We start from the raw sequence: 14,451 nt of genomic DNA, 5'->3' as shown, positions 1-14,451 counted from the left end.
ATTTTTAACAAGTCTAAATAATAACCAACGAATTTTATAAAATGAATGAATTGAAGTATTGCAAAAAATTTATACTGGTCTTAAGTATTTTTATGCTTTCTATAGGGACATCTTTTGCACAACAGGGAGGAACTATAAACGGTAAAATTGAAACCAGCGATGGTAAAGCGGCAGAAGGAGTATCTGTCTCTATTAAAGGTACAAACAAAAACACAATTGCCAGAAACAATGGATTTTTTGAGTTAAAAAATGTCCCTGCTGGAACTCAGACCTTAATTGTTACATTAGTGGGTTACAATGACCTACTACAGCAAGTAACCGTTAATGCAGGAGAAATTACTAATTTAAATTTAAAATTAGATTTATCGAATACCGAATTGAATCAGGTGGTGGTTTTGAGTAATAAAAGTGCTTTTAAAACCAATAGAATTTCATCTTCTCTTCGTTTGCAATCAGCCATTATTGAAATTCCGCAAAACATTCAGGTAATTACCGGAAAATTAATGCAGGATCAACAAATTTTTGATATGCTTGAAGGGGTTACCCGTAACGTGAGTGGGGCTACAAGAGTAGAACACTGGGATAATTATGCTAATATCACTATGAGAGGAAGTCAAGTTGCTGCTTTCAGAAATGGTATGAACGTAAGTACAACCTGGGGACCCTTGACCGAAGATATGAGCTTGGTAGAAAGAATAGAATTTGTAAAAGGACCGGCAGGTTTTATGCTTGCCAACGGAAACCCAAGCGGATTTTATAATGTTGTAACTAAAAAACCAAGTGGAAGAAACAAAGCAGAAGCGAGTTTATCTTACGGAAGTTTTGACATGTACAGAGGTACAATAGATCTGGACGGAAAATTGACCAAAGACGGAAAACTTTTATACCGTTTTAATGCGATGGGCGAAAAGAAAAACAGTTTCCGTGATTTTGATTTTAATGACCGTTATACTTTTGCTCCCGTTTTAAAATATTTAGCAACAGACAAAACGGCTATAACACTTGAATATACGCAGCAATTTTCTAAAGTAAATGCGATTGGTAGTAACTATTTGTTTATGCAGAATGATTATCAGGAACTGCCAAGAAGTTCTACTACCTCAGAGCCAAATTTAGATGCAACAACAATGCTTGAGAGAAGTATTTTAGGAATTATCGAACACAAATTTGACGATAACTGGAAGGTAACTTTACAAGGGTCTTATCTAAATTTCAAGCAACAAGGACTGTCTTTATGGCCTACTGGCTTTGAAAAAAATAAAGTTGGAATCCTTAAAAGAGCCGGAAGTATTTGGGATGTTTTAGGAAAAACCTATATGATACAAGCTTTTGCAAATGGTTCTTTCCAAACGGGACCTATTTCTCACAAAATATTGGGAGGAATAGATATGAGCAATAAAGCGTATTATCATGATTTCGGGCAATCTTTTGTAATGTCAGATTTGGACATCTACAATCCGGTACATGGAACTCTTGCTGAATCTCCTGTTTTTGACAGAAGCAAAAGCATAAAAGAAAGAGGCACAGCATACAAGAATAGTTACACCGCAAGCTACGTACAAGATGAAATTGGTTTTTTTGAAAATTCACTTCGCTTGACATTAGCGGGAAGATTTACCTTACTACAAGCCTCTAATGATTATTCTGGCGGAACCTCTAATGAAAAATTTACTCCTCGTGTGGGATTGAGTTATTCTTTAGACAAAAACAATGCTTTTTATTTTGTACGTGATCAATCTTTTACAGAAAATTATGGAACAGATGTGAACGAAAAAAGTTTTAAACCACAAACGGGAACTAATTTAGAACTAGGTTATAAAAGAGACTGGTTCAACGGAAAATGGAATTCTGTTGTTGCGGCTTACCAAATTACGATGAACAATGTACTTACACCGGATTTAGAAAATCCATATAGTGGAACTAAACAAAATTTCAAAGAAAATGGTCAACAAAAAGTAAAAGGTGTTGAGGTCGATGTTAGAGGAGAAATCCTTAAAAACTTTGATGTTATCTTAAATTATGCCTTTACACAAGGTAAAATAACAAAAGATAGCCATGAAAATCTGATTGGAAATCAAATTCCGGGATCTACAAGACATATTCAAAACACTTGGTTAAACTATAGATTTGACAATGGTCTACTAAATGGATTTGGTGCATCATTAGGTTACCAATATCAGGTAAAAAGAGCTCCTTGGTTTATTTCAAATGGTAACAGTGGTACTTTACCGGATTATTTCCGTGTAGACGGAGGTCTGTCTTACCAAAATAAAAAAGTTTCAGTAAATCTTATTGTTAATAACATCTTTAACAAATACTTATACTCAGGAGGTTATTACGCCTATTCTGACATGTATTACCTACAAGCCGAAGCAGGAACCAACGCAAGGGTAACTGTTACTTACAAATTCTAATCCTAAAATAAGATCCCTTATTACTCAAAAGGTTTAAGGGATTTCTTTTAACTATTAATTTTAATCCTAATTTATTATGAAATCAAACACTTTAAAAACAATAACATTTTTATTTTTAATGTTCGTTGCTGCCCCTCAATTATTTGCTCACGCACTTTGGATTGATACTAAAGCTACCGGAACAAAAGGAAAAGCACAGGAAATTTCAATTTACTTTGGAGAATTCTCTGAAAACGATATTACAAAAGCAGATAAATGGTTTTCTGATTTAAAAGATTTCTCTTTGGTATTGATCAGTCCATCGAAAAAAGAAACTAAGCTAACGGCAAAAGCTTTAGACAACAGATACCAAGCCTTTTTTACTCCCGATGAAGACGGTGTTTATACGGTTGTGATGCACCATACCGTAAAAGATGTTTACGGTACAATGAAATTAGATTACAATTCAAGTGCAACAGTAGTAGTTGGAAACAAAACTGCCGGAAATACTGCTACAGCAAACAAAAATACAATTAGTGTATTTTCTGAAAATGCCGATGTTGCTAAAAAAGATACCAAAATAGCAGGACTTGCTTTATTTGATGGTGCTATTGCAAAAGAGACCAAAATTAAAGTAATTGCTCCAAACGGTTGGGAAAAAGAGCTTTGGACGAATGACAAAGGAGAATTTTCATTCACTCCGATCTGGTCAGGAAATTACATGGTAGAATATGCACACACTGATAAAGCAGAAGGTGAGCATAACGGTAAAAAATACAATGAAATCTGGAAAATGGCTACTTACCAAATTACAGTAAAATAAAAACAACAAATACGAATAGCTATAATTCAAATACTTACAAAAATTCAATGAATTACTAGCTCGATTAAATATACATTTTCCTTAAAAACGAGACCTACTTAAAAAATAGGTCTCGTTTTTTATTTACAAGCAATTCCTTGTTCAATACTGCCGTAGATTAAAATAAAACAAGAATAACGTTAATAAATCCTAAGACTATCTTAAGACAACCTTAAGACAAATAAGTTTTAATAACGAAAGTCCAAGCCTACTTTTGCGCAAAATTATTTTTATTTATTCTAAATAAGTTACCAATGAAATATATTCTACTCTTCGGATTATCCATTCTAAGCTTAACCTCTTACGGTCAGCAATATACAAACAATGATAGTGGTAGTTCGATAAACGATACTGTTAAAAAAAGAAAAGGTGAAGAGCTTAAAAGCGTTATCATTACAACTAACAGAGAGCCTAAACCAGTTACCGCAGTTCGTTCGGGTTTAAAACCAATGGACAACCCACAAAGCATACAAGTGATCGGTTCTGAAGTAATCGAACAACAACAAGCCATTCGTTTGAGTGATGTTATAAAAAATGCCAATGGTGTTTATGTGAGCTCTGCTCGTGGTGGCGCGCAAGAATCTTTCTTCTCAAGAGGATATGATATGTCTGCCAATAATATGTTTAAAAATGGATTCCGTTACAATTCGGGCTCTATTCCTGATGTTTCAGGTTTAGAGAAAGTGGAATTTCTAAAAGGGGGTTCTGCACTATTATTCGGAAATGTAGCTCCGGGTGGAATCTTAAACCTGGTTACTAAAACTCCATTATTTAAAGCAGGTGGTGAAATCTCCATGCAAATGGGAAGTTATGCTTTCTACAAGCCTTCTTTTGATTTTTATGGTCCGCTTAGTAAATCCGTTGCTTTTAGAATAAACGGTTCTTACGAAAACTCGGAAAGTTTCAGAGATGTTGTGAAAAACGAGCGTTTGTACATCAATCCGTCTTTACTTTTTGTGATCAATCCAAAAACACAAATTACTGTTCAGGGAGATTACCTGACAGCAGATTGGACTCCTGATTTCGGAACAGGAATTATAGGAAAAGAAATCCTTGATTTACCTCGTAATGCTTTTTACGGATCTCTTTGGTCTAATGGTACTACCAAATCAGCCAGTGCTTCGGTTTTATTGAACCATGATTTTAATAAAAACTGGAAACTTAATTTCAATAGTTCTTTCCAAAGTTACGATAGAGCTCAATTGTCAACAGCTCAATTATCTGGCTTAGAAACCTATGCAACTCCTGGTGATTGGAATAGAGGTTTGTCAAAAACTAAAAACCTAGAGCAAATACTTGGAGACCAATTGAGTTTACAAGGAAATTTCTATACCGGATCGGTAAAACACCAATTATATACGGGTGTCGATTGGGAAAACTCTTTCGCGACTGCTTATACCTATACATTTGACGAAAAATATGTTCAAACAGGTACAAAGAATGGACTACCAGTATATGGACCAACATTGTACGACACCATAAACTTATTTACGTTTGATCCTAATACTCAAAGAAAAGATATCCCTACTACAGACAGAGCAACTGCAATAAGCAAAACTGACACTAATCGTTTTGGGGTTTATTTTCAAGATTTAGTTTCGATTACAGAAAAATTCAAAGTACTGGCTGGTCTTCGTTGGTCTTGGCAGGAAACAGAAGTTAGTACTTATTCAGAAATATTAAATGCTGCTAAAACGGCTCAAGTTGTAGCTCCAGAAAACGCGACAGCTGTTGTTGCTCCTAAAAAATTAGACAATGCTTTTTCTCCAAAAGTGGGATTAATCTACCAACCAATAAAAGAAATCTCTTTATTTGGTAGCTACTCAAGCTCGTTTACACCAAATACCGGAACAACTGTTGACTCAAAACCAATCGCCCCTTCTATTATTGACCAATACGAAACAGGGATTAAAATAGACTTCTTACAAGGAATGTTGACTACAAACGTTACCGTTTACCAAATCACCAACAGTAACCTGGCACAAACAGCAGAATTTGACGCAAACGGAGCTCTTAATGTAAATTCACAATTAAAAGTATTAGGCGGAGGAACAAGAAGTAAAGGTGTGGAAATTGATGTTACAGCAACTCCAGTAGAAGGTCTTTCTGTAAATGCAGGTTACAGTTATAACGATATGCGTTATACCAATACTTCAGGAACAAACGGAAGTTTTGTTGAAGGGGATCGTGTAGCAAGAACGCCACAGACTACAGCTAATTTAAGTTTCTTCTACAAACTAAATGACGGAATGTTTAAAGGTCTTTCATTCGGAGCCATCGGAAACTACATCGGGAATCGTTTAGGCGGATGGAATGATGATTATTTATGGACAGAAAATAAACCTGCAACAAACCCGAAAACATACACCGTAACTATTAGAGATCGTGATATTCCTTTAGAAGCATATACTACTATTGATGTATCTGCCGGTTATGAGTGGAGAAAATTCTCTATTCTATGTAAATTATCTAATGTTACAAACGAATTAAATTATACGGTTCACGAAAATTACAGCGTAAACCCAATCGCACCGCGTCAGATTATGACAAGCCTTAAATATAAGTTCTAAATTTTTTGAATTAGATTTTTAACTTCCAAAGCTTTTTCTGTACTCGATCTCGGGAAACAGAAAAGGCTTTGGTCTTTTATAGCAATTAATACATTTTAAAAACACCAAAACCTCGTTTAGTCCTAGACGAGGTTTTTGGCTTTAACAAAAGATTATTTTTTTATTATAACTACTTTTGCTCACCAAACAAAACCATTACAAATGATAGATTCCAAAAAAAACCAATTAAAGAAAAGCTTAGGATTAAGTTTTAATATTGCCGTCTTAATTGGGGGAACCATTGGAGTCGGAATTTTACGAACTCCCGGTACAATCGCTTCCTTACTGGACAATTACTGGCTTATTATTATTTCATGGCTCATTGGCGGATTGTATGTGCTTTTAGGGGCAAACTCTTATGCCGAACTGGCCACCATGCTTCCAAAAGCGGGAGGTTCCTACAATTATATCAAAAGAGCATTTGGGGACTATGCCGGTTTTTTATCGGGCTGGTTTGACTATATTACTAATGTAATCCCACCTGCTTTTTACTGTATCGTAATCAGCGAATATATCATTATTTTATTTCCCGATCTGGCCAGTTATTCTACCGCGATTGCGATTTCGTTATTACTTACCTTTGTACTGCTGCATTTAAGCGGTGTAAAAAACGGAAGTGCCATTCAGCAAATCACGAGTTTTATAAAAGTGATTTGTTTCGTCTGTTTATTGGTTGCTTGTTTTATGTATTCGGGAGTAAAATTGCCTGCTATTCCAAAAGACAATTCGTTTTTTCAGATGGGACTTCTGCTTGGTTTTTTCAAATCACTCCAATTGATCATCGGAACTTATAATGGCTGGAATGGCGTTTGCTTTTTTGCAGAGGAAAATGACAATCCGGGTAAAGACATTCCACGTTCGCTATACAGTGGCGTGTTATTGGTAATTGCCATTTATGTTTTATTGAATGTTGCTTTTTTCCATGTACTGCCGGTCGAAACTTTAGCAAAATCTAATTTGGCTGCCGCAGATGTAGCGAACATTATTTTCGGAAAAAACGGTGCTATCATCGTTACCGTTATTTCTATTTTTTCATTAATCAGTATTCTAAATGCCTTTATGATGATTCCGCCAAGAATCTTATACGGACTAAGCAGAGATGGCTTTTTTGTTGACAAAGGAACAAACGTCAATAAAGGCGGAACTCCAATTGTAGCGCTTTTAGTTTCTTCTTTGTTCAGCTTAATTTTAATCTGTATTGGTTCTTTCGAAGCCTTATTTTCGTTTGCAGCCTTTACCTCTATTATTGTTTGGGGACTAGCCTATCTTTCGTTATTGAAACTTAGAGCAAAAGAACCTGATTTACCAAGACCTTACCACTCTTTTTGGTATCCTTGGTCTACTATTATTGCTATTATCGTTTCACTGGCGTTATTAATTGGTTTTATATACAGTGATCCGAAAAGTTTTGGAATTATTGTGATTATCACCTTAATTTCCTATCCTTTGTTTTTGATTTTAAATCGAATAAAAAATAAATAAAAAAATAAACCCGACAGGTTTTTGAAACCTGTCGGGTTTTGTATATTTAAAAAATCTAATTCTTACTTCAAACCGGTTAAGCTCTGCTCGATTGTAGCAATTTTTGCTAAGGCATCAGCTTCTTTTTGTCTTTCGTTAGCCAGAACTTTTTCCGGTGCACCGGCAACAAATTTTTCGTTTGCTAACTTAGATTGAACCGATTTTAAGAAACCTTGAGTATAAACTAACTCTGCATTCAATTTTGCAATTTCAGCTTCTACATCAATATTTCCTGTAATCGGAATAAAATATTCGTTTGATTTTACACGGAAAGACAAAGCTCCGTCTACTTTATCAGAAACATATTCTAATGCTGTAATATTTCCTAATTTCGTTATTACAGTATCAAAATAAGTAGAAGCGTTATCGTTGTTTACCGCTTTCAATTCAATAGCATCTTTAAACGGAATATTCTTGTCTTTACGAATCGTTCTGATTCCCGAGATTACTTCCATTGCATTTTCAAAATCAGCAATTAATTTTGCATCAAATGGCTTCAATTCCGGCCAGGTCGAAACAATTAAAGCTTCTTCCGACGTTCTTTCAGCAATTAAATGCCAGATTTCCTCGGTAAGGAAAGGCATAAACGGGTGAAGCAACTTTAAGTTACTTTCTAACATTTCGATAGCGCTGTCAAACGTCTTTTTATCGATTGGTTGTTGGTATGCCGGTTTAATCATTTCAAGGAACCAAGAACAGAAATCATCCCAAACCAATTTGTAAATGGCCATTAGAGAATCAGAAATTCTGTATTTCTCAAAGTTATCTTCAATGTCAACTAGCGTTTGCTGCAATTTTGCTGCATACCACTCGATGGCTACTTTTGATGATTCCGGTTGTGGAATCGTTTCTGAAACTTCCCATCCTTTTATCAATTTAAAGGCATTCCAAATCTTGTTAGAGAATGCTTTTCCTTGATTACATAATTCTTCATCAAACATAATATCGTTTCCGGCAGAAGCACTTAAAAGTAATCCTACACGAACACCATCGGCACCAAAGGTGTCGATTAAATCTAAAGGATCAGGAGAATTTCCTAATGATTTAGACATTTTGCGACGTTGTTTATCACGTACCAAACCGGTTAAATACACATTGGTAAATGGTTTTTCGCCGGCATATTCGTAACCTGCAATAATCATTCTCGCTACCCAGAAAAACAAAATATCCGGACCGGTTACTAAATCATTTGTTGGATAATAATATTTGTAATCTTCGCTTTCAGGATCCATTATTCCGCCAAAAACGGACATTGGCCAAAGCCAGGAAGAGAACCAGGTATCTAAAGCATCAACATCTTGTCTTAGATCTTTTGTTTCAAGTTTCAAGTTTGATGTTTTCTCTTTAGCTAACGCTAAAGCTTCTTCGATAGTTTCTGCTACTACGAAATCTTCTTTTCCGTCTCCATAATAATAAGCCGGGATTTGTTGTCCCCACCATAATTGACGAGAGATATTCCAATCACGAATATTGTTTAACCAATGTGCGTAAGTGTTTTCGAAACGTTTTGGGTGTAATTTAATATCACCATCAACCAAAACTGATTGAATTGCCGGTTTTACTAAATCTTCCATTTTCAAGAACCATTGGTCTGATAATCTTGGTTCGATTACCGCTTTGGTTCTTTCAGAAGTTCCCACTTTATTTAAATGGATTTCAGTTTTTGCCAAAGCTCCAATTTCTTCCAGTTCTTTTGCAATTTCAGTACGAACAACAAAACGATCCTTACCTTGATAATGTAATCCGAAGCTGTTTAATGTAGCATCTTCATTAAAAATATCAACGATTTCAAGGTTGTGTTTCTCTCCTAAGGTTTTATCGTTCATATCGTGCGCAGGAGTCACTTTTAAACAACCTGTTCCGAACTCCACATCTACATACTCGTCTTCAATAATAGGAATTACTCTTCCGCAAATTGGAACGATGGCGTTTTTACCTTTTAAATGGGTGAAACGTTCGTCATTTGGATTGATACAAATAGCAGTATCTCCAAAAATAGTTTCCGGACGGGTTGTAGCGATCGTTAAGAAATCTTCTGAACCTTCAATTTTATAGTTTAAGAAAAATAATTTTCCTTGTTGTTCTTCGTAAATTACTTCCTCGTCAGACAAAGTAGTTTTGGCTTCCGGGTCCCAGTTTACCATTCGGTATCCTCTGTAGATTAATCCTTTGTTGTACAAATCAACAAAAGAACGAATTACAGATGCAGACATATCGGGATCCATAGTAAACTTGGTACGTTCCCAATCGCAGGAAGCACCTAATTTTTTAAGCTGATCTAAGATTACCCCACCATATTTATCTGTCCATTCCCAGGCGTGAGCTAAAAACTCTTCACGTGTTAAATCATTTTTATTGATTCCTTCCGCTTTCAATTTAGCCACAACCTTTGCTTCTGTAGCAATCGATGCGTGATCTGTTCCGGGAACCCAACAAGCATTGAATCCTTTAAGACGCGCTCTTCTGATTAAAACGTCCTGAATGGTATTGTTCAGCATATGCCCCATATGCAAGACTCCTGTGACGTTTGGCGGCGGAATTACAATTGTATAAGGCGTTCTATGATCTGGCTCTGAATGAAAATAATTATTTTTCATCCAGTAATCATACCATTTATTCTCGATCGTTTTAGCGTCAAATTGTGCTGGAATTGTCATTGTATATTGGATATGTTATTTCTGTTTAATATTCATTGGTCCTGCTTGTTTTTTTGGCTCTAAAATAACCAATAAACACATTGACCTGTAAACTTTTAGACTTTGGTTTAATTTTTGTATTTATTATTGACAGCAAAAGTAAATAATTAAGTACACTATAAAAAGCGAAATAATAATTTGTGTATTAATTAAAAGAAAGTATATTTACTTACAACTCAAAAATAATTTCAAAATGAAAAATGTAGCCACTTTTATCGTAATCGCATTGTTTACCACAATTGGTTATACGCAAAACGGCCCAAAAATTGAATTTGCAGCCTCGGACAACACAATTGATTATGGAAAAATTTCTAAAGGTGATAATGGACTCCGCTCTTTTGAATTCACCAATACAGGAGATGCACCACTATTGATTACTGGCGCTGAATCTACAGTTAGCTCCATTATTGTTACCAAACCAGCCGCAGCAATTTTACCCGGTAAAAAAGGAAAAATTGATGTAAAATATAACATGGCTGCCGGCCCGATTCGTAAAACAATCACTGTTGAAACTAATGCCGTAAATTACCCTGACGGTAGAGTCGCCCTAAAAATTAAGGGAGAAGTTTTATAAAAAAATTAAAATCAAAAATAGTAAAAGCCGTTTCTTAAATTGAGAAACGGCTTTTTTTCTGCTTTTTTTTATTTAAATAACTACTTTGACTCTTCCACACAGTCTACAGTTGTAAATTTATATTTAACGTTATCAAAATCGATAGGTTTATCTTTTACCAAATAAGTTACGCCCATCGTAGTCTGCATTGTTCCATTTCCTAAAATAAGCTGTTTGTCTCGTTTTAAAAGAGCCATCGGATTTTTGAATTTGGTATTCTTGTTGGTCTTGTCACTAAACGTATAATCTACAAATAAGGTATCTCCATGAAATTCTCCTTTGATATCGCCAATCTTCTCTGCTGCCTGAGCAACCTTCATTACCATGTTACCCGTTATTTTACCATCTTTCAAAGTATTCAACTTTAAGTCAATAGTATCCTTTTCGTATATTGCTTTGTAACATTGAACACTTACAACTTTTTCAGCTTCAGTTTTGGCAGCTTCAATTGCTTTCCACTTTTCATCATTTTTACAGCTTTGGAATCCAATACAGGTTAAAAGCAGGCAGGATAAGGCTAGATTTCTCATAGTTAAATATTTAATTTCATGGTTATTTTATAAAATTAAATAAAAAACGTTCCAAAAAAAAGATTTCTAAATTAAATCTCAATTGATTTAACTCGATTTAATAAACCGTATTGATTTTCAATCGAATAAGAAACTAAATTATAAATTCTTAATCACAAATTCGCTTCGTCTGTTTAATTCGTGCTGCTCTTCTGTGCAGGAATCATCGGTTTTACATTTTACAATTGGGATTGATTCTCCATAACCTTTAGCAAGTACTCTCTTGGGCTCAATTCCGGATTCTAATAAAAACTCTCTGGTCGAAGAAGCTCTTTTCTGAGATAATTCTTCATTAAATTTAGCATTTCCTCTCGAATCTGTATGGGAACCTATCTCAATAACCATCTCCGGATATTTTTTCATCAGGGCAACAACTCTGCCCAAAACTACTTTGGACTCTTTACGAATGTACCACATATTGTAATCAAAATAAATCGGATCGGTTTTTATAAGCAATCGGTCCTTTTCTTTTACAACATCTTTTTCTTGTTTTAAAATCTGGTCCTCTTTTTCCTTTTTCTTAATTTCTGCCGCTACAATTTCCTCAGCTTTTGCTTTTTTCTCTGCCTCTTTTAAAGCGATAACTGCCAACGCTTCTTTCTCTTTTTTCTGTTCAGCCAGTCGTTGCTCTTCTTTTCTTTTATTTTCGGCTATTTGTTGTTCTTCTAATTTAATAGCTTCTATGGATCGGAGCGTCATCGAAGCATCATTACTGGCATTTCTGGTTTTTCCCGATGTTACCGCTCTTGATTCGTTGGTGTATTTTTCTTTGAATGCCAGAACGATAAACGAGCTTTCACAGCCAACTGTAAAACTAAACTTTCCATCTGCGGCAGTAGTAGCTGTACTTATTGTTTTTTTCTCTGAATCTTGTAACATTACCGTTGCATTTTCCAATACCTGTTTTGTATCAAAATCAGTAATGATTCCCGCAATAAACTGTTTACAATCTTCTACAATTAATTCTTTAGTTTCGGTAAATTGATAAATATCGTCACTCCCCTTTCCTCCTTCTCTGTTTGATGCAAAATAACCTTCTTTAGTTCCTGAAATCGTAAAAGAAAAATCATCTAAATTAGAGTTTAAAGGCAAACCGATATTTACCGGTTTTGAATAGTCATTTCCATTAATTTCTGAAACAAAAACATCCAGTGATCCATATCCTAAATGACCGTCCGAAGAAAAATAGAGCTTATTATCTTCCGAAACAAAAGGAAACTGTTCTCTTTTGTTGGTATTAACAGCAGGTCCAAGGTTTTTTGGAGTATCAAATGCTCCTTTATTGATGTTCACCGAAAAAATATCAAAAGACCCTAATGTTCCCGGCATATCTGAAGAAAAATACAGTACTTTTTCATCCGCACTTAAAGCAGGATGTTCAACGGAATAATTCGGACTGTTAAACGGAAGTGCCGTTAAGTTTGTCCATTTTCCCTCAACTAATTCGGCTTTAAAAATTTGAAGGTTTGAAATTTTCTGTTCGTTTTTTCTTTTCTTTCCGTTTTTCGAATTGTTACGGGTAAAATAAATGGTTTTGCCGTCTTTTGTAAAAACGGCATTCGATTCGTGCATTCCGGTTTTTAATTCATCTGCAAAATATTGTAACACTGCCTCTTTGGAATTACTGTTTTTTGTTGGTACTGCAACTAAATTTAAATAGGTTTCATTATCCCATTTAAACTTTTTATCAAACAGACCCGGATTTAATTTAACCCCGGCAAAAACCAAATTGTCTTTGTACTCCACCGCCCCAAACTCGGAATTAGGGGTATTTATAGCTAAATTTTTAATCTCAAATCGATTCCCGATGGCAGAGACATTTTCCAGTTCTTTTAATTCTTTCTCAAAATAAACAGCCTCTTCTGCATTGGCTGATTTGGCATAATATTCTCTTAGCGCAGCATTAGCCAGATCGTCACTGTTACTGGCTTTTAATGTTTGTGCGTATCGGTAATAATATTCTCTGTCTAAATCTTTATTGTAGCTATTTATCAAAAGTCTGTAATAACGCTGGGCTTTTATCAAATCATTGGTGTAATAATAAGAATCTGCCAAGTTTTTAATCACTTCCTGAGACGGTTTATCCACCGCTAGTTTTCCATATAATACGATAGCTTCACTGTAATACGTTTTATCAAAAAAACGTTTGGCTCTTACCAAATCCTGATCCTGGGCCTTTATAAACTGTATTGAAAATACGAATATAATAACGAGTAGTTTTTTCATATTTTTCATTTTAAAAGAATCTTGGTGATTTATCAAACCCTTTTCCTAATAAGTCCAAATCAAAAAGCAGCATAATTTCATGGGTACCTGAATTAAACTGTCCTAAATTAGAAAGCGTGTAGTCGTAAGCATAACCTACTCTAAGGGTTGGTGTAATATTTATATTTGCCAAAATACTCACTGCATCATCTAATCGGTAAGCTGCTCCTAACTCAAACTTTTCATTGTATAAAACGTTTAACGATAGATCTAAAGCAATCGGAGCTCCTTTAACAAATCTTGACATAAAGGCTGGCTTTAATTTTAACATGTCATTCATTTGAAAAACATATCCGGCCGTTAAAAAAGTATGAACATTTTCGGACCCGAAAGCATTTATTCCGGATCTTTCTTCAATATGTTTAGTCTTCAATAAACCAGGGGACGATATTCCTACATATAAATTATCTCTGAAATAATAAGCACCTACTCCTATATTAGGTTTGGTTACATTAACGTCTTGAGCAAAAGCCAAATCGGTATTGGCATTTCCGCTTTGCAGTAAGAAACCGTTAAAATTGGTTTGCAAGGACGTAAATCCGGCTTTTAATCCAAGTGAAAGTTTATTTTTCCCACCTAAATTTAAGACATAGGCAAAATCAGCATAAAAATTATTCTCTTTTTTAGCGCCATCTCCAATATCATCAGAGATCAGCGACATTCCTACTTCTACTTTATCACTCACGGCTGTATGTCCAAAAAAGGTAAATGTTTTTGGAGCACCGATAGCTCCAACCCATTGTGTTCTATACAAACCACCAACATTCAACATCGCAGGTGTACCTGTTGCATAAGCGGGGTTTACGACGCTCATATTATACATATAATGCGTATACTCCGGATCTTGCTGTGCTGAAACTGAGGTTATATAAAAGAGGAAACTTATAAAAAGTATTATTTTTTTCATTTGAAAATCATATTAA

General features: G+C 35.0%; 9 protein-coding genes. 5 read left to right on the top strand and 4 right to left on the bottom strand.

Annotation, left to right across the window (positions count from 1 at the left end):
- Positions 1–41: 41 nt before the first annotated feature.
- The 4 genes from LNP23_RS11890 to LNP23_RS11875 all read left to right on the top strand — a co-directional run bounded on the left by LNP23_RS11890 (position 42) and on the right by LNP23_RS11875 (position 7,346).
- A complete protein-coding gene (locus LNP23_RS11890) occupies positions 42–2,414 on the top strand; it encodes a TonB-dependent receptor (protein ID WP_230005055.1) in 2,373 nt (790 codons plus the stop codon).
- Between the two features lie 76 nt (positions 2,415–2,490).
- On the top strand, positions 2,491–3,216 hold the full coding sequence (locus LNP23_RS11885; protein WP_230005054.1) for a DUF4198 domain-containing protein: 726 nt from the start codon (positions 2,491–2,493) through the stop codon (positions 3,214–3,216).
- 293 nt (positions 3,217–3,509) lie between these two features.
- A complete protein-coding gene (locus LNP23_RS11880) occupies positions 3,510–5,825 on the top strand; it encodes a TonB-dependent siderophore receptor (protein ID WP_230005053.1) in 2,316 nt (771 codons plus the stop codon).
- A 201-nt stretch (positions 5,826–6,026) separates the two neighbouring features.
- Complete coding sequence (locus tag LNP23_RS11875) at positions 6,027–7,346, top strand: APC family permease (protein WP_230005052.1); 1,320 nt, start codon at positions 6,027–6,029, stop codon at positions 7,344–7,346.
- 62 nt (positions 7,347–7,408) lie between these two features.
- Here the strand turns inward: LNP23_RS11875 and LNP23_RS11870 are convergent, their stop codons facing one another.
- The gene (locus LNP23_RS11870) at positions 7,409–10,042 is read right to left on the bottom strand and encodes a valine--tRNA ligase (RefSeq protein ID WP_230005051.1); all 2,634 of its coding nucleotides are present in this window, start codon (positions 10,040–10,042) and stop codon (positions 7,409–7,411) included.
- A 232-nt stretch (positions 10,043–10,274) separates the two neighbouring features.
- On the opposite strand from LNP23_RS11870, the gene LNP23_RS11865 reads away from it, so the two are divergent.
- A complete protein-coding gene (locus tag LNP23_RS11865) occupies positions 10,275–10,655 on the top strand; it encodes a DUF1573 domain-containing protein (protein ID WP_230005050.1) in 381 nt (126 codons plus the stop codon).
- An 80-nt stretch (positions 10,656–10,735) separates the two neighbouring features.
- Here the strand turns inward: LNP23_RS11865 and LNP23_RS11860 are convergent, their stop codons facing one another.
- From LNP23_RS11860 to LNP23_RS11850, 3 genes are all read right to left on the bottom strand, one after another.
- Complete coding sequence (locus LNP23_RS11860; protein WP_230005049.1) at positions 10,736–11,224, bottom strand: hypothetical protein; 489 nt, start codon at positions 11,222–11,224, stop codon at positions 10,736–10,738.
- A 138-nt stretch (positions 11,225–11,362) separates the two neighbouring features.
- Positions 11,363–13,489: an OmpA family protein gene (locus tag LNP23_RS11855; protein ID WP_230005048.1), complete on the bottom strand. Its 2,127-nt coding sequence runs from the start codon at positions 13,487–13,489 to the stop codon at positions 11,363–11,365.
- 10 nt (positions 13,490–13,499) lie between these two features.
- Complete coding sequence (locus LNP23_RS11850) at positions 13,500–14,435, bottom strand: PorP/SprF family type IX secretion system membrane protein (protein WP_230005047.1); 936 nt, start codon at positions 14,433–14,435, stop codon at positions 13,500–13,502.
- Between the last annotated feature and the right edge of the window lie 16 nt (positions 14,436–14,451).

The sequence above is a fragment of the Flavobacterium cupriresistens genome, assembly GCF_020911925.1.
Lineage (GTDB): Bacteria > Bacteroidota > Bacteroidia > Flavobacteriales > Flavobacteriaceae > Flavobacterium > Flavobacterium cupriresistens.
This window is presented reverse-complemented; position numbering and strand designations above follow the sequence as displayed.

What these genes read in the sequence shown, in the direction of transcription:
- LNP23_RS11890 (WP_230005055.1), top strand. Translation starts at nt 42, where the DNA reads ATGAATGAATTGAAGTATTGCAAAAAATTTATACTGGTCTTAAGTATT.
- LNP23_RS11885 (WP_230005054.1), top strand. Translation starts at nt 2,491, where the DNA reads ATGAAATCAAACACTTTAAAAACAATAACATTTTTATTTTTAATGTTC.
- LNP23_RS11880 (WP_230005053.1), top strand. Translation starts at nt 3,510, where the DNA reads ATGAAATATATTCTACTCTTCGGATTATCCATTCTAAGCTTAACCTCT.
- LNP23_RS11875 (WP_230005052.1), top strand. Translation starts at nt 6,027, where the DNA reads ATGATAGATTCCAAAAAAAACCAATTAAAGAAAAGCTTAGGATTAAGT.
- LNP23_RS11870 (WP_230005051.1), bottom strand. Translation starts at nt 10,042, where the DNA reads ATGACAATTCCAGCACAATTTGACGCTAAAACGATCGAGAATAAATGG.
- LNP23_RS11865 (WP_230005050.1), top strand. Translation starts at nt 10,275, where the DNA reads ATGAAAAATGTAGCCACTTTTATCGTAATCGCATTGTTTACCACAATT.
- LNP23_RS11860 (WP_230005049.1), bottom strand. Translation starts at nt 11,224, where the DNA reads ATGAGAAATCTAGCCTTATCCTGCCTGCTTTTAACCTGTATTGGATTC.
- LNP23_RS11855 (WP_230005048.1), bottom strand. Translation starts at nt 13,489, where the DNA reads ATGAAAAAACTACTCGTTATTATATTCGTATTTTCAATACAGTTTATA.
- LNP23_RS11850 (WP_230005047.1), bottom strand. Translation starts at nt 14,435, where the DNA reads ATGAAAAAAATAATACTTTTTATAAGTTTCCTCTTTTATATAACCTCA.